Origin of the sequence: Microbacterium excoecariae, from assembly GCF_011326725.1 — a bacterium.
GTDB lineage: Bacteria > Actinomycetota > Actinomycetes > Actinomycetales > Microbacteriaceae > Microbacterium > Microbacterium excoecariae.
The window spans coordinates 1960767-1984564 of the sequence record NZ_JAANCO010000001.1; the positions used below are offsets into that span (position 1 = coordinate 1960767).

At 71.6% G+C, this 23798-nt stretch carries 18 protein-coding genes and 1 tRNA gene; 5 read left to right on the forward strand and 14 right to left on the reverse strand.

The genetic code is table 11. The features are described from left to right. Positions 1 to 52: 52 nt before the first annotated feature. The 4 genes from G8E01_RS09135 to G8E01_RS09150 are packed head-to-tail and all read left to right on the forward strand — an operon-like array spanning position 53 to position 5182. A complete protein-coding gene (locus G8E01_RS09135) occupies positions 53 to 1030 on the forward strand; it encodes an ABC transporter permease (protein WP_166318797.1) in 978 nt (325 codons plus the stop codon). Next, positions 1030 to 1911: a carbohydrate ABC transporter permease gene (locus G8E01_RS09140; RefSeq protein ID WP_166318800.1), complete on the forward strand. Its 882-nt coding sequence runs from the start codon at positions 1030 to 1032 to the stop codon at positions 1909 to 1911. Before G8E01_RS09135 ends, G8E01_RS09140 begins: the two co-directional genes overlap by 1 nt. Beyond that, positions 1908 to 2570, forward strand: a complete 663-nt coding sequence (locus G8E01_RS09145; protein ID WP_166318803.1) for a DUF1961 family protein — start codon at positions 1908 to 1910, stop codon at positions 2568 to 2570. Before G8E01_RS09140 ends, G8E01_RS09145 begins: the two co-directional genes overlap by 4 nt. Further along, on the forward strand, positions 2567 to 5182 hold the full coding sequence (locus tag G8E01_RS09150) for an exo-rhamnogalacturonan lyase family protein (protein WP_166318806.1): 2616 nt from the start codon (positions 2567 to 2569) through the stop codon (positions 5180 to 5182). The genes G8E01_RS09145 and G8E01_RS09150 overlap by 4 nt, the downstream gene beginning before the upstream one ends. Positions 5183 to 5250: 68 nt before the next feature. Here G8E01_RS09150 and G8E01_RS09155 read toward each other — a convergent pair whose 3' ends face one another. The 10 genes from G8E01_RS09155 to nagA all read right to left on the reverse strand — a co-directional run bounded on the left by G8E01_RS09155 (position 5251) and on the right by nagA (position 15461). After that, positions 5251 to 6237: a TerC family protein gene (locus G8E01_RS09155; protein WP_166318809.1), complete on the reverse strand. Its 987-nt coding sequence runs from the start codon at positions 6235 to 6237 to the stop codon at positions 5251 to 5253. Positions 6238 to 6423: 186 nt separating this feature from the next. Further along, complete coding sequence (locus G8E01_RS09160; RefSeq protein WP_338100782.1) at positions 6424 to 7443, reverse strand: pseudouridine synthase; 1020 nt, start codon at positions 7441 to 7443, stop codon at positions 6424 to 6426. Between the two features lie 4 nt (positions 7444 to 7447). Then, positions 7448 to 8920 carry an alanine/glycine:cation symporter family protein gene (locus G8E01_RS09165; protein WP_166318812.1) on the reverse strand — a complete coding sequence of 491 codons (1473 nt, stop codon included), beginning with the start codon at positions 8918 to 8920 and terminating at the stop codon, positions 7448 to 7450. Positions 8921 to 8985: 65 nt separating this feature from the next. Then, positions 8986 to 9058, reverse strand: a tRNA-Leu gene (locus tag G8E01_RS09170). Between the two features lie 62 nt (positions 9059 to 9120). Further along, on the reverse strand, positions 9121 to 10470 hold the full coding sequence (locus tag G8E01_RS09175) for an FAD-dependent oxidoreductase (protein WP_166318814.1): 1350 nt from the start codon (positions 10468 to 10470) through the stop codon (positions 9121 to 9123). A 23-nt stretch (positions 10471 to 10493) separates the two neighbouring features. Next, on the reverse strand, positions 10494 to 11816 hold the full coding sequence (locus G8E01_RS09180; protein WP_166318816.1) for a S8 family serine peptidase: 1323 nt from the start codon (positions 11814 to 11816) through the stop codon (positions 10494 to 10496). Next, positions 11813 to 12352 carry a DUF501 domain-containing protein gene (locus G8E01_RS09185; protein ID WP_338100783.1) on the reverse strand — a complete coding sequence of 180 codons (540 nt, stop codon included), beginning with the start codon at positions 12350 to 12352 and terminating at the stop codon, positions 11813 to 11815. Before G8E01_RS09185 ends, G8E01_RS09180 begins: the two co-directional genes overlap by 4 nt. A 51-nt stretch (positions 12353 to 12403) precedes the next feature. Beyond that, positions 12404 to 12802: an FtsB family cell division protein gene (locus tag G8E01_RS09190; RefSeq protein ID WP_240921407.1), complete on the reverse strand. Its 399-nt coding sequence runs from the start codon at positions 12800 to 12802 to the stop codon at positions 12404 to 12406. 125 nt (positions 12803 to 12927) lie between these two features. Continuing rightward, positions 12928 to 14208, reverse strand: a complete 1281-nt coding sequence (gene eno, locus G8E01_RS09195; protein WP_166318820.1) for a phosphopyruvate hydratase — start codon at positions 14206 to 14208, stop codon at positions 12928 to 12930. A 98-nt stretch (positions 14209 to 14306) separates the two neighbouring features. Beyond that, complete coding sequence (gene nagA / locus G8E01_RS09200) at positions 14307 to 15461, reverse strand: N-acetylglucosamine-6-phosphate deacetylase (protein WP_166318822.1); 1155 nt, start codon at positions 15459 to 15461, stop codon at positions 14307 to 14309. Positions 15462 to 15575: 114 nt separating this feature from the next. Here nagA and G8E01_RS09205 point away from each other — a divergent pair, with 114 nt between their 5' ends. After that, positions 15576 to 16820 carry an APC family permease gene (locus tag G8E01_RS09205; RefSeq protein ID WP_166318824.1) on the forward strand — a complete coding sequence of 415 codons (1245 nt, stop codon included), beginning with the start codon at positions 15576 to 15578 and terminating at the stop codon, positions 16818 to 16820. A 19-nt stretch (positions 16821 to 16839) separates the two neighbouring features. On the opposite strand, the gene hisS is transcribed toward G8E01_RS09205, so the two are convergent. The 4 genes from hisS to mfd form a co-directional block, all read right to left on the reverse strand. Next, entirely contained in the window at positions 16840 to 18096 is a 1257-nt protein-coding gene (gene hisS, locus G8E01_RS09210; RefSeq protein WP_420826124.1) for a histidine--tRNA ligase, read from the reverse strand. 34 nt (positions 18097 to 18130) lie between these two features. Beyond that, positions 18131 to 18820: a MazG nucleotide pyrophosphohydrolase domain-containing protein gene (locus G8E01_RS09215; RefSeq protein ID WP_166318828.1), complete on the reverse strand. Its 690-nt coding sequence runs from the start codon at positions 18818 to 18820 to the stop codon at positions 18131 to 18133. A 64-nt stretch (positions 18821 to 18884) separates the two neighbouring features. Further along, complete coding sequence (nhaA, locus tag G8E01_RS09220) at positions 18885 to 20057, reverse strand: Na+/H+ antiporter NhaA (RefSeq protein ID WP_166318830.1); 1173 nt, start codon at positions 20055 to 20057, stop codon at positions 18885 to 18887. Positions 20058 to 20169: 112 nt separating this feature from the next. Then, entirely contained in the window at positions 20170 to 23787 is a 3618-nt protein-coding gene (mfd, locus tag G8E01_RS09225; protein ID WP_166318832.1) for a transcription-repair coupling factor, read from the reverse strand. Positions 23788 to 23798: the final 11 nt, after the last annotated feature.

Genomic DNA, 23798 nt, shown 5'->3' on the forward strand with positions numbered 1-23798 from the left:
TCACGATCGGGGCGGGCCCGCGGGCCCGCCCCGGCGACCGATGGGATTTTCCATGTCGACTCTCCTTGATACCCCGCCCACGTCCGACCGCACAGAGGCGCTCGTCGTTCCCGCGCGCCGGCGCCGCTCCGGGATCCGCGTGCACGTCACGCGCTTCAAGTGGCTCTATCTCCTCCTGCTCCCCGGGCTGATCTACTTCGCGCTGTTCCGCTACGCGCCCATGTTCGGCGCGGTCATCGCCTTCAAGGATTTCGTGCCCTTCCTCGGGGTGTGGGGCAGCCCCTGGGTCGGCGTCGACCATTTCGTCGACTTCTTCCAGAGCCCCGATTTCCCGCGCCTGCTCGCGAACACGCTCATCCTCGCGCTGTTGAACCTCGTCATCGCGTTCCCCCTGACGATCGTGATGGCGCTCCTCCTCAACGAGCTGCGACTCAACCTGCTGAAGCGCACCGTCCAGACCCTCATCTACGTCCCGCACTTCCTGTCGTGGACGGTCGTGGCCTCGCTGACCTACCTCCTGTTCGCGCTCGACACCGGTCCGCTGTTCCACCTCCTCAACGGCCTGTTCGGAACGAACGTCGACTTTCTCGCGGATCCCGACTGGTTCCGGCCGATCATCGTGCTGCAGGAGATCTGGAAGAACACGGGCTGGGGCACCATCATCTTCCTCGCGGCGCTCGCATCGGTCGACCAGGAGCAGTATGAGGCCGCCATCATCGACGGCGCGGGCCGATTCCGCCGCGTGTGGCACATCACGCTGCCCTCGATCCGGCCGACCATCATCGTCATGCTCATCCTCCAGATGGGCCAGGTGCTCAACACCGGGTTCGAGCAGATCTACCTCATGACGAACTCGCTCAATCGCGAGGTCGCCGACGTGTTCGACACCTTCGTCTACTTCATGGGGATCACGCAGGGCTCGTACTCGTACAGCACCGCCGTCGGCCTGTTCAAGGCGGTCATCGGGGTCGTGCTCATCTTCGGCGCCAACTGGCTGTCGCGCCGCTTCAACCAGGAGGGGATCTTCTGATGGCCCGCGAACGCTATCGCTTCAACACCCGCGCCGGCCGGGCGTTCGACGTCGTCAACGTCGTGCTCCTCACCGCCGTCGGCGTCATCGCGCTCGTCCCGTTCCTCTACGTGCTGGCCGGCTCCTTCGCGACCGAGGCGGAAATTGCGACGCGACCGTTCTTCATCTGGCCCGAGACCTGGAGCCTGCGCGCCTACGAGTCGATCCTGTCGAGCCCGGCATTCCTGCGCGCTCTGGTGACCACGATCCTCGTGACGGCCGTGGGTACGACCGTGCAGCTGCTCCTCACGGCGTCCATGGCGTACCCGCTGTCCAAGCAGAACCTGCCCGGGAGGCGCCTGATCCTCTCGCTCATCGTGTTCACCATGGTGTTCTCCGGCGGCATGATTCCGACGTTCCTGGTCGTCAAGGACCTGGGGCTGCTCAACAGCTACTGGGCGCTCATCCTGCCGCTGGCGATCAACCCGTTCAGCCTGATCATCATCAAGAACTTCTTCCAGCAGCTCCCGAACGAGCTCGAGGAGTCCGCGATGATCGACGGCGCCAACGAGATGCGGACCCTCTGGAGCGTCATCCTGCCGCTGTCGAAGCCCGTGCTCGCAACGTTCGCGCTGTTCTACGCCGTCGGCATTTGGAACGACTTCATGTCGCCGCTGCTGTACCTCACCGACAACTCGATGTGGACGCTGCAGATGTTCCTGCGCCAGGTCACGAGCGCCACCGACCTGTCGGTCCTGGAGAACAACCCGGGCGAGCTGCCGCCGGCGGAGGGCATCAAGTTCGCGGTCATCATCGTCGCGACCATCCCCATCCTGCTGTTCTACCCGTTCCTGCAGAAGCATTTCGCCAAGGGCATGCTGATCGGATCCGTGAAGGGATGAGCGCGATCGACTCCGGAACCCTGCTCTACCGCAACCCGCTCGGCGGTCCCGACGATATCGCCGGGTGGGTCGCGGAGGGGCCCGCCGCGGCCGCGGCCGCGGCGGACGCCCTCGAGCTGTCGTCGTCCGGCGAGTGGGACGATCACTTCACGCTGTGGTGCCCCGAGGTGTTCCCCGACCGCATCCGAGCGTCGTGGGACTTCTCCCCCGTGAGCGAGCCGGGCCTCGCGATGGCGTTCTTCGGCGCGGCGGGCGCCACCTCGGGCGGCATTTTCGACGCCGACCGCGCGCCGCGCGACGGCTCCTACCCGCAGTATCACTCCGGTGACATCCGGACCTACCACGTGTCCTACTTCCGGAGACGGTGGGAGGACGAGCGCGCGTTCCACACGACCAATCTCCGCGCCTCCCCCGGGTTCCGCCTCGTCGCGCAGGGGGCGGATCCGCTTCCGCCCGTGGTCGACGCCCGTGGGGCGTTCTACCGCATCGAGATCACGAAGGACGGCCCGCGCGTGGAGTTCGCCATCGACGGCCTCACCCTATTCACATGGACCGACAACGCCCCAGCCGAGGCGCGCCCGGCAGCCGGGCGGATCGGATTCCGCCAGATGTCGCCGCTCGTCGCCCGCTATCGCAACCTGGAGGTGCACGAACTGTGACCACTCCCCCGCTCCATATCCCGCTCCGCTGGCTCGACGACGAGGCGCCCGGCGGGCACGTCGAGGGCTGCACGTGGGGAGTCCCCGTGCCGCGCGGCCTCATCCGCGATGCCGCCGAGCTGACCGTCGCGGGCACCGAGGGGCCCGTCCCCACGCAGGCCTGGCCGCTCGCGACCTGGCCGGACGGAAGCCTCAAGTGGGCGGGCCTCGCGATCGGCGCGGGCCCCGCGATCGCACACCCGCGCGTGATCGCGGACGCGGCCCCCTCCGCCGCGGGCATCCGCGCCGTCGACGACGGGGACACGGTCACGGTCGACACCGGGCGCGTCCGGATGGTGTTCGACCGCGCGGGCGACACCGTCTTTCGCAGCGTCGCGCGCGACGGCGTCACGGTCGGCGCAGCCGGCCGGCTCGTGAGCCTCCTGCAAGAATCCGCGGCCGACGATCAGCCCGGCCCCCGCGCCACGTACCGCTCCGTCACCACCCGCGTCGTCCTCGAGCAGGACGGCCCCGTGCGGGCCGTCGTTCGGGTCGACGGACAGCACGCCGAGGAGCGCGGCGCGCGGCGCTGGCTCCCGTTCACCCTGCGCTTCGTCTTCCTCGCGGACGCCGAGAGCGTGCGCATCGTGCACTCGTTCGTGTGGGACGGCGACGCCGAGCAGGATTTCCTCGCGGGCCTGGGACTCCGGTGCGATGTTCCGCTCCGCGCCGCAACGCACGACCGCCACGTGCGCTTCGCCACGGCCGACGGGGGCGTGTTCGCTGAGGCTGTGCGCGGCGTCACGGGCCTCAGGCGCGACCCCGGCGCCTCGGTGCGCGCGGCGCAGGTCGCGGGCCGCGCGACCCCGCCGCTCGACGCGTGGTCGCCGCGCGTCACGGGGCGCCTCGGGTTCGTCCCGGAGTGGGGCGATTACTCGCTCTCCCAGCTCACGGCGGACGGGTTCGCCCTGCGCAAGCGGACCCGTGCCGGTCACGCCTGGATCGACGCGGCGTCCGGCACGCGGGCGGAGGGGACCGTCTCGCTCAGCGATCCGTCGGGCGGGCTCGGGCTCTCCGTACGCGGGTTCTGGCAGTCGCACCCCGGGCGCCTGGACGTGCGCGGCGCCGCGGGCGAGGACGCGACCCTGACCGCGTGGCTGCACGCCCCCGACGCGGCCCCCATGGACATGCGTTTCTACCACGATGGTCTCGGTCAGGAGGGGTACGCGGACCAGCTCGACGCGCTGGAGATCACCTACGAGGACTACGAGCCCGGGTTCGGCGACGCGCACGGCGTAGCGCGCACGCACGAGCTCACGCTGTTCGCGTGGGGGGCAACGCCCTCGAACGCGCGTCTCGCGGAGGCCGTCTCGCACGCGCAGCGGCCGCCGCTCCTCCAGGCCACGCCCGAGTGGCTGTGCGGCGCGGGCGTGCTGGGCGATGTCACGCCCGTGTCCCGAGACACCCCGGTCCGGGCGGAGATCGAGGACAGCGTTGAGCTCCTGCTCGACTTCTATCTCTCGCAACCGGAGCAGCGACGCTGGTACGGCTTCTGGAACTACGGCGACGTCATGCACGCCTACGACGAGGACCGACACGTCTGGCGCTACGACGTCGGCGGCTACGCGTGGGACAACTCCGAACTCTCCCCCGACCTCTGGCTCTGGTACTCCTACCTGCGCACGGGCCGCGCCGACGTGTTCCGCATGGCCGAGGCCATGACGCGGCACACGGGCGAGGTGGACGTCTATCACGCGGGGCGATATCGCGGTCTCGGATCCCGGCACAACGTCCAGCACTGGGGGTGCTCCGCGAAGCAGTTGCGCATCTCGAGCCCCGTCTACCGTCGCTTCTTCCATTTCCTCACGGCGGACGAGCGCACGGGCGACCTGCTGGACGAGCTGGCCCAGAGCGACGAGACCTTCCTCGCGCTGGACCCGACCCGCAAGGTGCGCTCCGACGCCGCGACCTATCGCCCCGAGCGCTCGGGGCTCGCGGTCGGGCTCGGGACGGACTGGGGCGCGCTCGCTGCGACATGGCTCTCGGACTGGGAGCGAACGGGAAACGAGCGCTCCCGCGACCGGCTGCTCGGGACGATGGCGGACATCGCGGCGCTCCCGCAGGGGTTCTTGACCGGAGAGGCGCTGTACGACCTCGACGCGGGCCGGTTCGACACGTCTCGCGACCGCATCGCCGTGTCCCACCTCAGCGCCGTGTTCGGGCTCGCGGAGATCTGCAGCGAGCTCATCGCCCTCGTCGACGTTCCCGGCTTCCGCGAGGCGTGGATCCGGTACTGCCGCCTCTTCCTCGCATCGCCGGAGGAGCAGGAGCGCGAGCTGGGGGCGCCGCTGGCCGGCATCCACCTCGAACAGGCGCACTCGCGCCTGACCGCGTACGCCGCCGCCGCGACGGGAGACGATCGGCTCGTTCGGCTCGCCTGGCGCGCCTTCGACGGCATGGGTGAGTGGCTCGTCCACCGACGCGAGCTCGCCGTGCGCCGCGTGCTCCCACCGGAGGCCCACGCCCCCGTCGACGAGCTCCCCAGCGTCTCGACGAACGACGCCGCCCAGTACAGCCTCGCGGCCATCCAGCTGGTCGCGCTCCTCGGCGATCGGCTCCCCGAGACGGCGTGACGCCTGACGCAGACGCCCGCCCCCTCGATGCGAGGGGGCGGGCGTCTGCGTCGTAATCGGCCGCGGACCTACTCGCTCTCGGCGGCGCGGACCTCGTCGCGACGAGTCTTGGCCAGGCTCGCCACCGTGGCCACGGCGACCGTGACGCCGATGAACAGCAGCGAGAACCAGATCGGGATCTCCGGCGCCCACTCCACGTGCTCGCCGCCGTTGATGAACGGCAGCTCGTTGACGTGGAGCGCGTGCAGCAGCAGCTTGACGCCGATGAAGGCGAGGATCACGGCGAGCCCCTGCGCGAGGTACACGAGCCGCTCGAGCAGCCCGCCGATGAGGAAGAACAGCTGTCGCAGCCCCATGAGCGCGAACGCGTTCGCGGTGAAGACGATGTACGCCTCCTCCGTGAGGCCGTAGATCGCGGGGATCGAATCGACGGCGAAGACGAGGTCGATGAATCCGATCGCCACGATCGTCATGAACATGGGCGTGACCAGGCGCGACCCGTCGCGCACCGTCGTGAGCCGGTCGCCGTCGTACACGTCGCTGACCGGAAGGAACCGCCGCACGATGCGCATGAAGCGCCCGTTGGCGGGGTTGTGGTCGTCGTCGCCGAAGGCCTGGCGATACGCGAGGAACAGCAGGAGCGCGCCGAAGATGTAGAAGATCCACGAGTAATTCGCGATGAGCCCGGCGCCCAGAGCGATGAACGCGCCGCGCATGACGAGCGCGATCACGATCCCGATCATGAGGACCTTCTGCTGGTACTTCTTCGGCACCGCGAAGCTCGTCATGAGCAGCAGGAAGACGAAGAGGTTGTCGATCGACAGCGCCTTCTCCGTGAGATAGCCGGCGAAATATTCCCCGCCGTAGCCCCAGCCGGAGACGACGCCGATGCCGACGCCGAACAGGAGCGCGAGGCCGATGTAGAAGACCGACCAGCGGGCGGATTCGCCGACGGTCGGCTCGTGCGGCGTGCGGACGTGCGCGAAGAACTCGTACACGAAGAACGCGATGGTGACGGCGATCGTGATCGCCCAGACCAGGGGGGTGACGTCCATGAGGGACTCCTCGGGGTGGATGGCGCGGAAATGACGCCAAGGTCTCCTCCGTCCCGGCGATGACCGGGCCGGCGCCGCGGGACGACTTCGTTGTGTCCGTATTGACGCGGGCGCCGCAGGCGGGAGTACTCCCCTTGCTTCCGGATAGCGTACACGGCCCCGGAGGGGAAACCGCCGCGCGCCCGGTCAGGCGCGCGCCGCGTCGAGCGCGAGCCCGGACACGAAGCGGCGCTCGGCGCCCGTGAACGGGTCGCGGAAGGCGAGCTCCGCCGCCAGCAGCTGGAGCTCGTGCGAGAAGTCGTACGGGTCCGGATCCGTGTCCACCGGATACACCGGGTCGCCCATCAGCGGCAGCCCCAGAGCGTTCATGTGCACGCGCAGCTGGTGCGTCTTGCCCGTGTACGGCACGAGACGGAACTCCCCCACCCGGCGGCCCCCGTGCGCGAAGGTGCCCAGGAGGCGGATCCCCGTCGCGGCGTTGTCGGGCCCCGGCACTTCCGCGACCTGGCGCTGGCCGTCGCGCTTGACGAGGCGGGAGCGATAGACGACCTCCTCGCCCCGCTCTACCCCGAGCGGAAGCGGGTCGCCCTCGCGCCAGCCGTCCGGAAGCAACGCCAGGGCGCGATAGGTCTTCCGCATCCCGCGCTCCTGAAACATCCGCTGGTACGCGCCGCGCGTCGCGGGGCGGCGGGACAGCGCGAGCAGCCCCGCCGTCACGCGGTCGAGCCGGTGGATCGCGACGAGGTCGTCCTCGCCCCGCTCGACGCGCAGGCGGGTGACGACGCACTCGCGCACGAAGATCCCGTTCGGCGTCGAGGCGAGGAAGTGCGGCTTGTCCACGACGAGGAGATCCGCGTCCTCGTGCACGATGCGCACCTCGAACGGCACGCGCCGCTCGGGGAGGACCGGCTTGTGGAAGACGTAAAAGCCGCCGGGGATGAGCGGATCCTCGAGCGCGACGCGGCGCCCCTCCTGATCTGTCAGCTCGCCCGGCCCTGTGAAGTACTCGGGGCCGATCGGGCTCGCCCCGAACGCCTGCTCGCGCCCCAGCGTTCGCGGCAGCACGACCTCCGCGAGCCACTCCCTGACGCTCGCCGGCACCGGGTCGTCGCGCTGCGCGTGCGTGGCGGACCCGCCCGGCGCGCGCAGGCGCGCCGCCGTGATCCCGTCCCGCGGAGGGAGAATCCGCTTCCCGAACCTCGGCACGGGGTCAGCGGCGGTGCGGGACCTCGAGCGGCCCCGTCACGCTGAGCTCGTCCTGCCAGCATTCGATGCCCGACACCCCCGGCAGGAGGTCCCGCGTGAAGACCGGGTCGCGGCCCGCGCGGCGCTGGCGCTGGTAATCCTTGAGGAGCGCGAAGACGATCCCGGACAGCAGGGCGAGCGCCACGAGGTTCGTCAGCGCCATGAATCCCATCGCGGCGTCCGCAAAGCTCCATACGACGTCGGCGGACAGGACGGATCCCACGAGCACCGCGATCACGACGAACGCGCGGTAGCCCATGAGCACCGACCGGCGGGTGGAGATGAACTCGATGCTCGCCTCGCCGTAGTAGTAGTTGCCGATGATCGAGCTGAAGGCGAGCAGGAAGATGATGACCGCGAGAGCCAGGAGCGACCAGTCCCCGAGGGCGCCGACGAGCGCGATCTGCGTCAGCTCGAGACCCACCGGCGCGCCCGCGAGGTCGGGCACGGCGGTGAGGATGATGAACGCCGTGATCGAGCAGATGAGGAACGTGTCGAAGTAGACGCCGAGCGACTGCACAAGGCCCTGCTTGACCGGGTGCGTCACGGCGGCGCTGGCGCCCGCGTTGGGGGCGGATCCGAGCCCCGCCTCGTTCGAGAACATGCCGCGCTTAATGCCCGTGAGCACGATGTATCCGAAGGCGGCTCCGACGACCTCGTTGTAGCCGAAGGCGTCGGAGAAGATCGTCCCCACGGCCTGCGGGATCCGCTCCCACGACACGGCGACGACGGCGAGGCCGATGAGCAGGTACGCGAGGGCCATGAGCGGGACGACAGCCTGCGTCACGTGCGCGATGCGGCGCACGCCGCCGAACACGACAAGCGCGGTGAGGAGCGCGACGACGACGCCCGCCACCCACGGCAGCCACGCGGGCGCGGATCCGCCGGTCGCGGACGCGACGGCGCCGTCGAGCGCCGCCGCGATCGTGTTGGCCTGCAGCGAGCTAAACGCGATGGGGAAACAGACGATGAGGATGACGGCAAAGATGACGCCGAGCCAGCGCGCGTTCAGGCCGCGCTGCATGTAGTAGGCCGGGCCCCCGCGGAAACCGTCGCGGTCGCGCACCTTGAACAGCTGGGCGAGCGTCGACTCGGCGAAGGCGGACGCCGCGCCAATGAACGCCATGAGCCACATCCAGAACACCGCGCCGGGGCCGCCGACGGCGATCGCCGTGGCGACGCCCGCGATGTTGCCCGTTCCGACGCGGGAGGCCGCCGAGATCGTGAAGGCCTGGAACGCGGAGACCGACTGCGGCTCCCCGTTCGCGTCGCGGGGGGTGCGATCCCCCAGCGTGCGGAACATCTCGGGGAAGAGGCGGAACTGCACGACGCCCGAGCGAATCGTCAGGTACAGGCCGAGGAGAACGACGATGGGGAGCACGACCCACGTCCAGAAGAGGTCGCCATTGGTCGCGAGCCAGGTTGCCACGGATTCCATCGCGCCAGTATCGCCCGTCGGGACGCGTGCGGGCGGCAAGGGCGCGGCCCGGCGCGCGAATGGGGTGCCCCCGGTGGGACTCGAACCCACACTGTGCCGAGTTTAAGTCGGCTGCCTCTGCCATTGGGCTACGGGGGCCGGATACGCGCGGGGCGCCCCGGCGGTCGTCAGACCTGCTCCGGGGCGCCCCGCGCTGGGCGTCACGCCTGCGCGTCGTCCGCCTTCGGCTTCGGCCGGGACGCGAACGCCTCGAAGAAGGCGCGCGGCCGCTCGACGGCCTTGATCTGCACCTGGTCGCGGCCGAGGAAGAAGTTGTGGTACCAGCCCCACAGCACGCGCCACTTGCGCTCCCACGTGGGCATGGCCAGGCCGTGGTACCCGCGGTGTGCGGCCCACGCGAAGAAGCCCGTGAGCGCGATCTTCCCGGACTGGAAGGCGCCGTTGTACAGGCCCAGGCCCGCGACCGCGCCCATGTTCTTGTGCACGTAGTCGACGGGCTCCTCGCCACGCAGCACGGCCACGAGGTTCTTCGCGAGCCGCTTGGCCTGGCGCACGGCGTGCTGCGCGTTCGGCACGCACATGCCGCCGACGCCGCCGCCCGTGAGGTCGGGCACCGCCGAGACGTCGCCCGCGGCCCACGCGCCCTCCACCACGACGCCGTTTTCGTCGACGACGCGGAGGTCGGCCTGCGCCGAGATGCGCCCGCGCGCCTCGCGCGGCAGATCGCTCCCGTTCACGACCTGCGGGTTGGCCATGACGCCCGCGGTCCAGATGATGAGGTCGCTCGGGTATTCCTCGCCCGTGTTCGTCTTCACGACGCCGTCGGTCGCGTCGGCGCACTGCGTGTCGAGGTGCACGTGCGCCCCGCGGCGGGCGAGGTCCTTCATGACCTTCTCGGCCGTCTCGAGGGACACCTCGGGCATGATCCGGCCCATCGCCTCGATGAGGTGAAACTCGGTCTCCTCGAAGTCGATTTCGGGGAACTTCTCGAGCAGCGCGTTGGCCGCCGAGCGCAGCTCGGCGAACGTCTCGATGCCCGCAAAGCCGCCGCCCACGACGACCGTCGTCAGCAGGCGCTTGCGCAACGGGTGGCCCTTCGGGAGCGCCGCGGCCTTCTCGAAGTTCGCGATCAGCGTGTCGCGCGCGTACTCCGCCTCCTCGATCGACTTCATGCCGATCGCGTTGTCGGCGATCCCCGGGATCGGGAACGTGCGCGAGACGGATCCGGCGGTCACGACGATGTGGTCATACTCGTACTGCCACGGCTCCGCACCCTCGGGCGAGATGGTCGCCGTCTTGTTCGCGTGGTCGATGCCCGTCACCTTGGCGTTGATGATCCGCGTCTTCTTCAGGTGGCGGCGGTGCGAGACGACCGCGTGACGCGGCTCGATGGCGCCCGCGGCGACCTCGGGGAGGAAGGGCAGGTAGGCCATGTACGGGAGCGGGTCGACCATGACGACCTCGGCCTCACCGGCTCGCAGGTGCTTTTCGAGCTTCCACGCGGTGTAGAAACCGGCGTATCCGCCGCCGACGATGAGAATCTTGGGCACGGAAACTTATCTCCTTGGACTTGTCAGGGGTTCGGCTCGCGCTGCGCGCGAGCCGAACGAATGCGCCGGGACACTGCGACGACGCCGAGCACGAACAGGATACCAGCGGCCGAGAGCGCCACGAGCGGCAGCGTGACGTCCCGGAGGCTCTCGGCGGACGGGAGGAAGGGGCTCCCCGCCTCGGCGGGGCCGTCCGCGGGCGGCAGCGCGGGCAGCTCGACGGGGTCGGGCGTCGGGGTCGCGGCGACCTCCGGTTCGCTCCCCGCCGCGCGGTTGATCCGCACCCACTCCGCGAGGCTGCCCATGGGGTTCTCCGAGACGAACGGCACGTCGTCCTCGATCGCCGCGCGCGCGTCGACGATCCCGAACCCGTAGAGCGGATCCCGCTCCCCCGTCTGCTCGGGGGCCGGGTCCGCGGTCTGCACGATGCGGTTGATGACGTTGACGGCGTCGAGGCCGGGGTACGCCGAACGCACGAGCGCCGCGATCCCGGAGACGATCGGGGCGGATCCGCTCGTCCCGCTCCACTGCTCGACCGTCCCCGTCGGGCTGATCCCGAGCAGCTGCTCGCTCGGCGCCGAGACGCCGATGGTGATGCCCTGCGTCGAGGCGTCCTCGCTCGCACGCCCGTCGGGGTCCACGCCGGCGACCGTGAGGACGCCGGGGATCGTCGCGGGCGCCCCGACCATAGTCGTGCCGCTCACGCGGTTGCCCGCCGCGACGACCACGACGACGTCGTTGTCGTAGGCGTACTGAAACGCGTCGTCCCAGCTCTCGTCCCACTGCGTCTGGTTCGTCGTGAACGACAGGTTGATGACGTCGGCGCCATTGTCGACCGACCACCGCATCGCGTCGGCCACCTGGTCCGAGAACGGCACGTCGCTGACGGATCCGAACCCGAGGGACACCGCCAGGACGTCCGCCTCGGGCGCCACGCCGATCATGCCCTCGTCGTCGCCCGTCCCCCTGGCGGCCGCGAGCGAGGCGACCCAGGTGCCGTGGCTCCGGGTGTGCACGTCGCTCCCGAGCGGCGTGCGGCCGTCAGCCGTCCCGACCCCCGAGACGTCCGTGCCGCCCGCGACCGCTCCGTCGAGCTCATCGATGTCCGCCGCGACGCCGCTGTCGATCACGGCGATCGTCACGCCCTCGCCGCGCGCGGTGTCCCACGCGTCCTCGATCCCGTACGCATCGAGCCAGTACTCGGCCGCGCGAGTCGGGTCGGGCTCCTCCGTCGGGGTCGGCGTGGGGGTGCGCTCCGCGGCTGCCGCGGCCCCGGGGAGCGCGACGGCACACGCGATCGCCAGCGCGGCGCACGCCGCGGCGATCGCACGGGCCGCCCGTCTCATGCCGCGGGGTCGCCCTCGATCAGCGCCGCCCCCGGCTCCGCGCACGCGCACCGCTCGGGCGACCAGGCGGAACGCTCGAGCGCGAGGTCGCCGATCGGGTTCACGCCGGGGCCGGCCGCGAGCGCGTGCCCCGCGAGCGCGTGGAGGCACTTCACGCGCGTCGGCATGCCGCCGGCGGAGATGCCCTCGACCTCCGCCACGTCGCCGTACTGCGCGCGATCCGCCAGGTACGCCGCGTGCGCCCGCGCGTAGGCCGCGCGCACGTCCGCGTCCGCGTCCAGGAGCTCGGTGAACTCGACCATCAGCTGGCCGGACTCGAGGCGCGACATCTCGGCCGTGGCCTCGGGGTGCGTGAGGTAATAGAACGTCGGGAACGGCGTGCCCTGCGGGAGGCGGGGCGCCGTGGCGACGACGGTCGGGTTGCCGCATACGCAGCGCGCGGCGATGCCCACCACGCCGCGCACCTCACGGCCCAGCTGGGCGGTGAGCACGCGAAGCTCGGCGGGGCGGACGGCGTCAAAGGGGGGCGTGGTCACCCTCCGAGGGTACCGGCCCCGCCCGGCGAAACCCTGGCGGGGCGGTCGGGCCTAGTCCTCGGGGAAGACGTCGGGGTCGATCGCGGTGGCCTGCTCGGCGAGCCCCGACCCCACGACCGAGCGAAGCATGGATCCCATCCAGTCGTCCTCGCGCTCGGAGACCTCGGGATCCACGGCGTCGGGCTCCGCGGCCGCCGCCGCGTCGACCGGCAGGTCGTCCTGCACGAGGAACACGACCTCGCCGGGGAGGACGTAGTAGAGGCGCTCGCGAGCCTGCGTCATGATGTAGGCCGGGTCTTGCCACCGCGCCTGCTCGAGCTCGAGGGCGGAGATCTCGTCCTCGGTCGCCGCCACGCCGGCGCTCGCCTGCGCGATCTGCTGGCGCATGTCGATGTAGCCGCCGACCGACGGCACGAGCACGAACGCCCCGAGCACCACGAGGCCGGCCATGATCACGGCGAATCCCGAGAGACGGATGCCCCCGAGCCAGCCCCGCACGTCGACCCGGGGCGAACGCGAAGGGGAAGCCGCGCGTGATGACATGCGGCTCCCCCTCTCGTCGTGCGTGATGTCGCTCAGCCCTGGAAGCGCGGGTAGGCGCCGCGGCCGGCGAACGTCGCGGCGTCGCCGAGCTCCTCCTCGATGCGCAGGAGCTGATTGTACTTCGCGACCCGGTCGCTCCGAGCGGGCGCGCCCGACTTGATCTGGCCACAGTTCACGGCGACCGCGAGGTCGGCGATCGTGACGTCCTCGGTCTCGCCGGAGCGGTGCGACATCATGGCCGTGTAGCGGGCGCCATGCGCCATCGCCACGGCGTCGAGCGTCTCGGTGAGCGTGCCGATCTGGTTGACCTTGACGAGCAGCGAGTTGGCCACGCCCTGATCGATGCCCTGCTTCAGGCGCTCGGGGTTCGTCACGAACAGGTCGTCGCCGACGAGCTGGACCTTCTCGCCGATGCGGCCGGTGAGCTCCTTCCAGCCCTCCCAGTCGTCCTCCGCGAGCGCGTCCTCGATCGTGACGAGGGGGTAGTTGGCGAGCAGCTCCTCGTAGTAGCCCGTGAGCTGCGCCGCGCTCCAGTCCTTGCCCTCGAAGCGGTAGACGCCATTGTCGAAGAACTCGGTCGAGGCAACGTCGAGGCCGACCGCGATGTCGCTGCCCGGCGTGAACCCGGCCTTCTCGATCGCCGCGAGCAGGAAGTCGAGCGCCTCGCGGTTGCTCGGCAGGTCGGGGGCGAAGCCACCCTCGTCGCCGAGGCCCGTCGCGAATCCGCCCTTCAGCAGCTCCTTCTTCAGCACGTGGTAGGTCTCCGCGCCCCAGCGGAGCGACTCGGCGAACGACGAGGCGCCGTGCGGGACGAGGAAGAACTCCTGCATGTCGATGCCGTTGTCGGCGTGCTCGCCGCCGTTGATGACGTTGAGCGCCGGAACGGGCAGAACGTGCGCGTTCGCACCGCCGATGTAGCGGTACAGCGGCAGGTCGGCCGAGTCGGCGGCGGCCTTCGCGACGGCGAGGCTCACGCCGAGGATGGCGTTCGCGCCCACGCGCTTCTTGTTGGCCGTGCCGTCGACCTCCATGAGCGCCTGGTCGACGAGGCGCTGGTCGGACGCGTCGAGGCCCTCGATGGCCGGGCCGAGCTCGTCCACGACGCTCTCGACGGCCTTGAGCACGCCCTTACCGCCGTAGCGCGCGGCGTCGCCGTCGCGCAGCTCGTATGCCTCGAAGGCTCCCGTCGAGGCACCGGAGGGCACGGCGGCCCTCTGCACGATGCCGTCGTCGAGGAGGACCTCGACCTCGACGGTGGGGTTGCCGCGCGAGTCCAGGATCTCGCGAGCGCCTACTGCTTCGATCTGTGCCACGGAATGACTCCTTAGAAGGTGACGTTGTCGGGCGCCGAGCGCCCGCCGCCAGTCTAGGACCCTCGGCGACGCCCGTCACATGGGCGCCGCCTGGCGCGTCACCGGGCGGCGTGGAGAACGCGCCCGTCGCCCCAGACCTCGGCGACGCCCCACCCGGGCGTGAGGAGCACGGCATCCGCCGAGAATCCCGGCTCGAGGGACCCGAACGCGTCGCCGCGCCCGATGGCGCGCGCGGGCACCTCCGTCGCGGCCCGGATCGCCTCGGCCACGCCGACGCCGACCTCGTCCACGGCGCGCGCGATCGCCCGGTCGAGCGTGAGCGTCGAGCCCGCGATCGCGCCGCCTCCCGCGAGGCGGGCGATCCCGCCCTGTACCTCGACGTCGAGCTCGCCCAGCCGATACGCCCCGTCCGGCGCCCCCGCCGCGGCCATCGCGTCGGTCACGAGCGCCACGCGACCGGGCGCAGCGTCGAACGCCATCCGCACGACGGCGGGGTGGACGTGCACGCCGTCGTTGATGATCTCGAGCGTGACCTCGGGGCGCGACAGCGCGGCGACGACCGGGCCGGGCGCGCGGTGATGGATCCCCGCCATCGCGTTGAACGCGTGCGTGAGGATCGTCGCGCCCGCGTCGAACGCGGCCGCGGCGCCCGCGAAGTCGGCCGCCGTGTGCCCGACCGCGACGCGCACGCCGGCGCGACGGAGCTGTCGCGCGGCGGCCGCAGCACCGGGAAGCTCGGGGGCGAGCGTCACCTGCACGAGGGCCCCGGCCGCCTCGGCCAGGAGCGCCGCGACCTCCTCCTCGGTCGGCGCGCGCAGGAGGTGCTCCGCGTGCGCGCCCTTGTGCGCGGCGTCGAGGAAGGGCCCCTCGAGGTGCGCGCCCACGACCAGCGGATCCGCGCGCGCGAGAGACGCCACACGGCCGAGCCGCTCCGCGAGGTCCTGGCGCGAGGCCGTGACGAGCGAGAGGACGTGCCGCGTCGTGCCGTGCGCACGGTGGGTCTCGAGCGCGCGCCGGATCTCCGCCTCATCCCCGTCGTAGTGGGCGCCGCCCCCGCCGTGCGCGTGGATGTCGACGAACCCCGGCGCGAGGAGGAGCCCGGACGCGTCGACGACGCGGCCCGCAGGCCCCGCCTCCTCGCGCCATGTCCCGCCCGCGCCGCGGGCCGCGATCCGGCCGTCCCGCATGAGGATCCAGCCGTCGTCGATCACCTCGCCCGACGAGACGAGGCGAGCGGAGTGGATCAGCGTCATACGTCGATCTTGCCACCCGCCCGTCGCCCGCCGCGGGCGAACCCGAGGTGAACAGCGCACGACGCGTGGCGCGTGGCGCGCGCCCGCGCGGGGCGCCGTCACTACGCTCGGCGTATGTCGCCGACGCTCGCCCGCCGCCTCAGACTCCCGGACGCCGTCGCGATCGGCCTCGGTTCGATGATCGGCGCGGGGGTGTTCGTGGTCTTCGCGCCGGCGTCCGAGGCCGCGGGCGCATGGCTGCTCGCGGGCCTCGTCATCGCGGCGTTCGTCGCCTACTGCAACGCGACGAGCTCCGCGCAGCTGGCCGCCGTACACCCCGTCGCGGGCGGCACGTACGCCTACGGCCGCGCGGAGCTGGGCGCGTGGTGGGGCTACGTCGCCGGCTGGGGGTTCGTCATCGGCAAGACGGCGAGCGCCGCCGCCATGGCGCTGACGTTCGCGGCCTACGTGGCCCCCGGGTGGGAGAAGCCCCTCGCGGCGGCGGCCGTCGCGGCGCTGGCGGGCCTCAACCTGCTCGGCGTCACGCGCACCGCGCTGGCGACGAAGATCATCGTGGTGCTCGTGCTCGGCGTCCTCGCGGTGGTCGCCCTGGCGGGCGTCGCCGCGGGTCCGGCGGTCCCGCCGGCAGACCCCGGCGTGCCCGTCGGCGTGTACGGCGTCCTGCAGTCCGCGGGGCTGCTGTTCTTCGCGTTCGCGGGGTACGCGCGCATCGCGACGATGGGCGAAGAGGTCGTGGATCCGGCGCGCACGATCCCCCGCGCAATCGTCATCGCGCTGGCGGGCGCCGTCGCGGTGTACGTCGTCATCGCGGTGGCGGTGCTCGTGGCGCTCGGCCCGGCGGGCGCGGCCGGATCCGCCGCTCCGCTCGCCGACGTCGTGGCCGCCGCGGGATGGAACGCGGCGGGCCCCGTCGTCCGGGCCGGCGCCGCGCTCGCGAGCCTCGGGGCGCTGCTGGCCCTCCTGGCGGGCCTCGGGCGGACGAGCCTCGCCATGGCCCGCGAGGGCGACCTCCCCCGCACCCTCGCGGCGGTCAGCAGGGCGCGGCGCGTGCCGCACCACGCCGAGATCGCGATCGCGGCCGCGGTCATCGCCGTCGTGCTCGTCGCAGACGTGCGCGGGGCGATCGGCTTCTCCTCGTTCGGCGTGTTGATGTACTACTTCGTCGCCAACGCCGCGGCCCACCGGCAGGGCCTCGCGGTGCGCCGATACCCCCGCGCCCTGCAGGTGGCGGGGGCGATCGGCTGCGTCGTGCTCGTCGCGACGCTCCCGTGGCAGTCGATCGCGATCGGCCTTTCCGTCACCGCGATCGGAGTCGCGCTGCGCGCGGCGCGCCTCGTCGCCGAGCGCCGCGCGCTCTGAGGGGTGAGTCCCCGGCCGATCAGCCGAGTGGCTGCGGCTCGAGCGACCCCGGCGCCGCCCCCGCGCGCACCGTGGCGAAGGCCGTGTATCCGTCGGCCTCGGCGCGGGCGAGCAGGTTCTTGAGGTTCTTCGTGCGCTGCTCGAGGCGCACGCGCGCGCCGGTCGCCACGAGTGCGGCCTTGTGCGCGAGGAGCTCGGCGACCGGCACGTCGCGGTCGTGCACGAGGACCACGGCGGGGGCCGCGGCGCGATCCGCCACCTCCACGAGGTCGACGATCCGCTCGAATCCGATGGAGAATCCCACCGCCGGGACGTCCTGCCCGAGGAACCGGCCGATCATGCCGTCGTAGCGGCCGCCGCCGCCGAGCGAATACGACACGAGGGGGTGGGCGATCTCGAAGATCGTGCCGGTGTAGTAGCCCATCCCGCGCACGAGGAACGGGTCGAAGACGAGGGGCGCGACACCGCCCGTCGCGCTCGCGACCGCATCGCCGACCGACACAAGGTGGTCGACAACCTCGTCCGGCACGCCCTCGGGGAGACGCGAGCGGATCTCCGCGGGCCCGAAGGCGCCGCGAGCGGATTCGGCCGGCAGCGCGCCGAGGAAGGCCTCCAGCTGGCCCACGGCCGCCTCGTCGGCCCGGCGCTGACGGAGCTCCGCGGCGACGCCGGCCGCGCCGATCTTGTCGAGCTTGTCGATCGTGATGAGGACGGCGGGGCGCGCTGCCTCGGGGAAGCCAAACGCCTCGAGCATCGCGTCGAGCGCGCGGCGATCGTTGATGCGGACGCTCGCGCCCTCGAGCCCGAGCGCCGAGAGCGCGTCGAGCGTCGCGGCGATGAGCTCGGACTCGGCGCGGCCCGTGGCGTCGCCGATGATGTCGATGTCGCACTGGACGAACTGGCGGTAGCGCCCCTTCTGCGGGCGCTCCGCGCGCCACACGGGCGCGATCTGCACGGCCCGGAACACGCTCGGGAGCTCGCCGCGGTGGGTCGCGTAGAAGCGCGACAGGGGGACGGTGAGGTCGTATCGCAGCCCGAGGTCGCTGAGCCCGGCCGGGTCCTCTGCCGCCGCGCGCACGCCGTCCGCGTCGAGCCCGCGGCGCAGGACGTTGAACGCCAGCTTCTCGTTGTCGCCGCCTACGCCCGCGTGCAGGCGGTCGTAGTCCTCCATGACGGGCGTCTCGATCTCATCGAACCCATGGGCGCGGTAGCGCTCGCGGATGACGGCGAGCACGCGCTCGCGGCGGGCCTTGTCGGCGGGGAGCAAATCGCGCATTCCGCGCGGCGGGTTCACGGTTGCCATAGGGCCCCTATTCTTCCACCTCCGCGCGCCGGACCTCGTCCGCGAGGGCACGCACGCGCCCGCGCAGGGCCCGCTCGGCGTCCCAGCCGCGCGCGCGGGCGAGCGCCGCAAGCCCCGCGAGGACCTCGCCGAGTTCCTCCTCGCTTGTGGGCAGGAGGACCTCGCCCGAGTCCGCCTCGATGGCCTCCGACGCGGCGATCTCCTCGCGAAACTCCAGGCCCACGCCCGCGCGCTCCGCGCGACCGAGCACCTTCTGCGCCAGCGCGAGCGCGGGCATCGCGGGCGACACGCCGTCCAGCGCCGAGGCGCCGGCGGGCTTCTCGGCGGCCTTCGCGGCGTTCCACAGCTCCAGCACGCGCTCCGGAGTCTCGGCCTCTTCGCCCGCGAAGACGTGCGGGTGGCGGCGGATCATCTTGTCCGCCATGGTCCCGGCAACGTCCTCCAGGGTGAACGGGTCGGCCTCGTCGGCCGCGGCCACCTCGGCGTGGAAGAGGACCTGCCAGAGCAGGTCCCCCAGCTCCTCGCGCAGCCCGGCGCGATCGCCGCGCTCGATCGCGTCCACGACCTCGGCCGCCTCCTCGGTGGCGTAGGGCGCCAGGGCGTCGTGGGTCATCTGCCGCGACCACACGCAGGTGTCGTGCACGCGCCGCATGACGTCGACGGCGCGCAGGAGCTCGGGGGTATCGGAGGAGGCCATGACCCCATTGTCAACGACGAACGGCCCGCCGGGATCGCTCCCGACGGGCCGTTCGCGCGCGCCCTCAGGCGGCGGCGTTCTCCTCCGCCGCGACCCGGCGATGGTGCGCCGCGCGCCAGGAGACGAGGAATCCCGACAGCACGAGCGAGATGAGGGATCCGATGAGCACGCCCAGCACCGCCTCGTCGGCCACCTCGGGCTGCGAGGCGAACGCGAGGCGCGACAGGAGCAGCGACACCGTGAACCCGATCCCGCCGAGCGCCGCTGCGGGCAGGATGTCGGCGAAGGCCACCTCGGGCCGCCCCCTCTCGTCCCGCCCGATGAAATTGGCCAGCCATCCGAACAGCGTGATCCCGATGAGCTTGCCCACCGGGAGCGCGATGACGATGCCCCACATGGCGGGCGAGATCTCGGCGACGCTCTCGACCTGCGGGATCATGACGAGCGCCGAGAAGAAGGCGAACACGGGCAGGACGAGGCCGTTCACCCACGGCTCGAGCGCGTGTCGCGCGCGCATGCCCTCGTGCTGGCGAATGACGAGGCCCAGCATGACGCCGGCGAGCGTCGCGTGGATGCCCGCGAGGTAGATGAAGGCCCACGCCATGAGAGCGATCACGATCATGAGGGGCACGACGAACGCCTGGTTGCGCCGCGACCGGAACCGGCTGAGCACGGCGAACAGCGCGACCAGGGCGAACCCGATCAGGAGGTTCAGGAGGTTCAGGTCGGTCGTGAAGAGGATGGCGATGAAGAGGATCCCGACGATGTCGTCGATGATCGCGAGCGCCAGCAGGAAGACGCGCACCTTCGTCGGCAGGCCCTTGCCGAACATCGCCAGCACGCCGAGGGCGAAGGCGATGTCGGTCGCCGTGGGGATCGGCCAGCCGTGCACGGCGTATTCGTCGCGCCCCGCGATCGCGAGGTAGATCGCGATCGGGACGATCACGCCGCCCACCGCGGCGATCGCGGGCTTGATGGCCTTGCCGATGCTGTTGAGCTGCCCCCGCGTCAGCTCGTACTGGAGCTCGACGGCGACGGTAAAGAAGAACACGGCGAGCAGCAGGTCGGCGACCCAGTGCGACAGCTCGAGCTTCAGGCCGAGCGCCTCAGGACCGAACTCGACGTGACTCGCGTGGATGAGGTCCTCGCCGAACGGGAGATTGGCCAGGATCAGGCCGAGCGCGGCGGCCCCCAGGAGGAGGAACGCGGGGAAGCGCTCGGAGCGAAGGAGTTTCATCGATGCCTTTCGGTTGCCGATTGACCGCGGGCCGTGCGGACCGCGGCGCCGACCAGACTTCCCGGCACACCGCTTCCCACCCTATCGGGACCGCGCGCCGTGACCTGTCAGGCTACTGCGCGCGGGCCTGGCCCGCCCCGGCCGCCGCGGCGAGGGGGAACAGCGCGTCGAGCAGCTGGCGCACCCAGGCCAGCAGGTCCGCGTCCGCGAGCGCCTCTCCCCCGGCCGTGGGGAGCGGAACGAGGAGCGCGTCGCCCGAGCCGATGAGCTTCGCGCCGGGGTACAGGCGCTTCAGCCGCACCTGCATCGAGTCCGGCAGCGCGGCCGGGGCGATCCGCAGGTTCTTGCCCATCGCGACGACGTCCGAGAGGTGCGACTGCGCGGCGCGGCGACGCAGTCGCGCGACGTCCACGAGCCCGCGCACGGGGGCGGGCGGCTCGCCGTAGCGGTCCGCGAGCTCCTCCACGACGCGGTCGATGGCGTCCTCCTCGGCGCCGGCCGTCGCCGACGCGGACAGCTTCTGGTAGGCCTCGAGCCGGAGGCGCTCGCTATCGATGTAGTCGTCGGGGATGCGCGCCTCGAGCGGCAGCTCGAGCCGCAGCTCGACGGGCCCGTCGCCCTCCTCGCCGCGGAACTCGCTCACGGCCTCCCCGATCATCCGCAGGTACAGGTCGAATCCCACGCCCGCGATGTGTCCGGCCTGCTCCGCGCCGAGGAGATTCCCCGCGCCGCGCAGCTCGAGGTCCTTCATCGCGACCTGGATCCCGCTGCCGAGATCGTTGTGGACCGCGATCGTCTCGAGGCGGTCGGCCGCGGTCTCCGAGAGCGGGCGATGTTCGTCGTAGACGAAGTAGGCGTAGGCACGCTCGCGCCCGCGACCCACTCGGCCGCGCAGCTGGTGGAGCTGGGCCAGGCCGTACTTGTCGGCGCGGTCGATGATGATCGTGTTCGCGTTCGCGATGTCGATGCCGGTCTCGATGATCGTCGTGCACACGAGCACGTCGAACTTGCGCTCCCAGAAGTCGTCGACGACCTGCTCCAGCTGGTGCTCGCCCATCTTGCCGTGGGCGACGGCGATCCGCGCGTCGGGCACGAGCTCCGCGAGGTGGCTCGCGACGCGCTGGATGCTCGTGACCCGGTTGTGCACGTAGAACACCTGCCCCTCGCGCAGCATCTCGCGCCGGATGGCGGCGGCGACCTGTTTGTCGTTGGACGGGCCCACGTAGGACAGGATGGGGTGGCGCTCCTCCGGCGGCGTGGCGAGCGTCGACATCTCGCGGATCCCCGTCACCGCCATCTCGAGGGTGCGGGGGATCGGCGTGGCGCTCATCGCGAGGATGTCGACGTTCGTCTTGAGCTTCTTCAGCGCGTCCTTGTGCTCGACGCCGAAGCGCTGCTCCTCGTCGATGATGAGGAGGCCGAGGTCCTTGAACACGACCTGATCCGTGAGGATCCGGTGCGTGCCGATCACCATGTCGACGGATCCGTCGAGAAGACCCCGCAGGGTGTCCCGCGCCTGCTGCGGCGTCTGGAAGCGGCTGAGGGCCTTCACCTTCACGGGAAAGCCCGCGAAGCGCTCCTGGAACGTCTCGAGGTGCTGCTTGACCAGCAGCGTCGTGGGCACGAGCATCGCGACCTGCTTGCCATCCTGAATCGCCTTAAAGGCGGCGCGCACGGCGACCTCGGTCTTGCCGAAGCCGACGTCGCCCGAGAGCAGGCGGTCCATCGGGATCGCGCGCTCCATGTCGCGCTTGACCTCGTCGATCGTCTGCAGCTGATCGGGGGTCTCGGCGAACGGGAACGCCTCCTCGAGCTCGCGCTGCCAGGGCGTGTCGGGCCCGAAGGCGTGGCCCTTCGACGCCATGCGGGCCGAGTAGAGCTTCACGAGCTCCACCGCGATGTCCCGGACGGCCTTGCGCGCCTTCTTCTTCGCCTGCGCCCAGTCGGATCCGCCCATCTTCGACAGCTGCGGGTTCTCGCCGCCGACGTACTTCGAGAGCAGGTCGAGCTGATCGGTGGGAACGAACAGCTTGTCGCCCGGGTAGCCGCGCTTCGACGGCGCGTACTCGAGCACGACGTAGTCGCGCGTCGACTTCTGCGCGCCGCGACCCCCGGTGGACACCTCGCGCTGGACCATCTCGACGAACCGGCCGATGCCGTGCGTCGCGTGCACGACGGGATCCCCGGGCTTCAGCTGGAGCGGATCCACGACGTTGCGCCGCCGGGACGCGAGCTTCTTGACGACGCCCGCGTCCTGCGCGATCGTGCGCCCGTAGAACTCCGAATCGGTGAGGACGGCGACCCGGGCCTCCTCCGAGACAAACCCCTTCTCGACCTGCGCGCGCAGGAGCGTCGCGACCCCCCGCTCGGGCGCCTCGCCCAGCGCGTCGACGATCCGCGCGGCGACGCCGCGCTCGGACAACACGTCGCGCGCCCGGTCCACGAGGCCCGTGCCCGTTCCGGCGACGACGACCGCCCACCCGTCCGCGACGAGCCCGCGGACGAACTCCGTCGCGCCGTCGACGTTGCCCTGGAAGGAGGCGGGTGCCTCGGCCCGGATCCGCATGGACGAGCCGCCGGGGGCGAACGCCTCCCCCGCATCCGCCAGCTCCTCCGCGATCTCCCCCAGCCCGGAGTCGAAAGGACTCAGAGTCCACCACACGCCGCCCCGCGCGGACGCAGCCTCGCGCAGGTCCCCGACGCCGACGAAGCCGGCGTGGGCCAGATCGAGCGGCGCCTCGCCGCCGGCCGTGGCGGCATTCCACGCGGCCTCGAGGAACTCCGCGTTCGTCTCGGCCAGGCTCGTGGCCCGCGCGAGCGCGCGCTCGGGGTCCACGAGCGCGACGGACGCACCCTCCGGGAGGTAGTCGACCACGCTCACGAGCGGGCCCGCGACGAGGCTGGAGAGCGACTCCATCCCCTCCGTGGGGATCCCCTCTCCCATCCGCTCGAGCATCTGGCCGATCCCGGGGTAGTCGTTCTGGAGCTCCCGCGCGCGCTGCCGGACCTCGGGGGTGAGCAGCAGCTCGCGGCTCGGCATGAGCTCGATCCGCGAGATCGTTCCGGGGGCGGAGCGCTGGTCGGCGACGGAGAACTCGCGGATCTCGTCGACCTCGTCGCCGAAGAATTCCACGCGGTACGGGTGATCCGCCGTCGGCGGGAAGACGTCGAGGATCCCGCCGCGCACGGCGAACTCACCGCGGCGCGACACCATGTCGACCCGGTGGTAGGCGAGCTCCACGAGGCGCGGGGCGATGTCTTCCAGCCACAGGTCGCGGCCGCCGGCGGCGAGCACGATCTCCTCGGCGTCGCCCAGCCCCGGCGCGATCGGCTGCATCGCCGCGCGCACGGACGCCGTCACGACGAGCGGGGTCTCGCCGTCCCAGCGCGCGAGCCGGCGGAGGGTGGTGAGCCTCCGGCCGACGACCTCGGGGCTCGGGCTCAGGCGCTCGTGCGGCAGCGTCTCCCAGGCGGGCAGGTCGACCACGTCGGCGGCCGGCAGGTAGGCCGCGAGGGCCGCGGCCAACTGCTCCGAGCGACGGCTCGTCGGCGCGATCGCCACGAGCACGGGCGGGTGGCCGGCCCCGCGGCGCCGCTCGAGGAGCGCCGCGAGCGCGGGCGCGTCCAGACCGTCCACGGCCGAGAACTCCGCGTCGACCGAGGAGCAGGCGATCGCCTCCCGGAACGAGGACGACGTGTCGAGGGCGCGCAGGATCCCGGAAAGAGTCACGGCACCAGTCT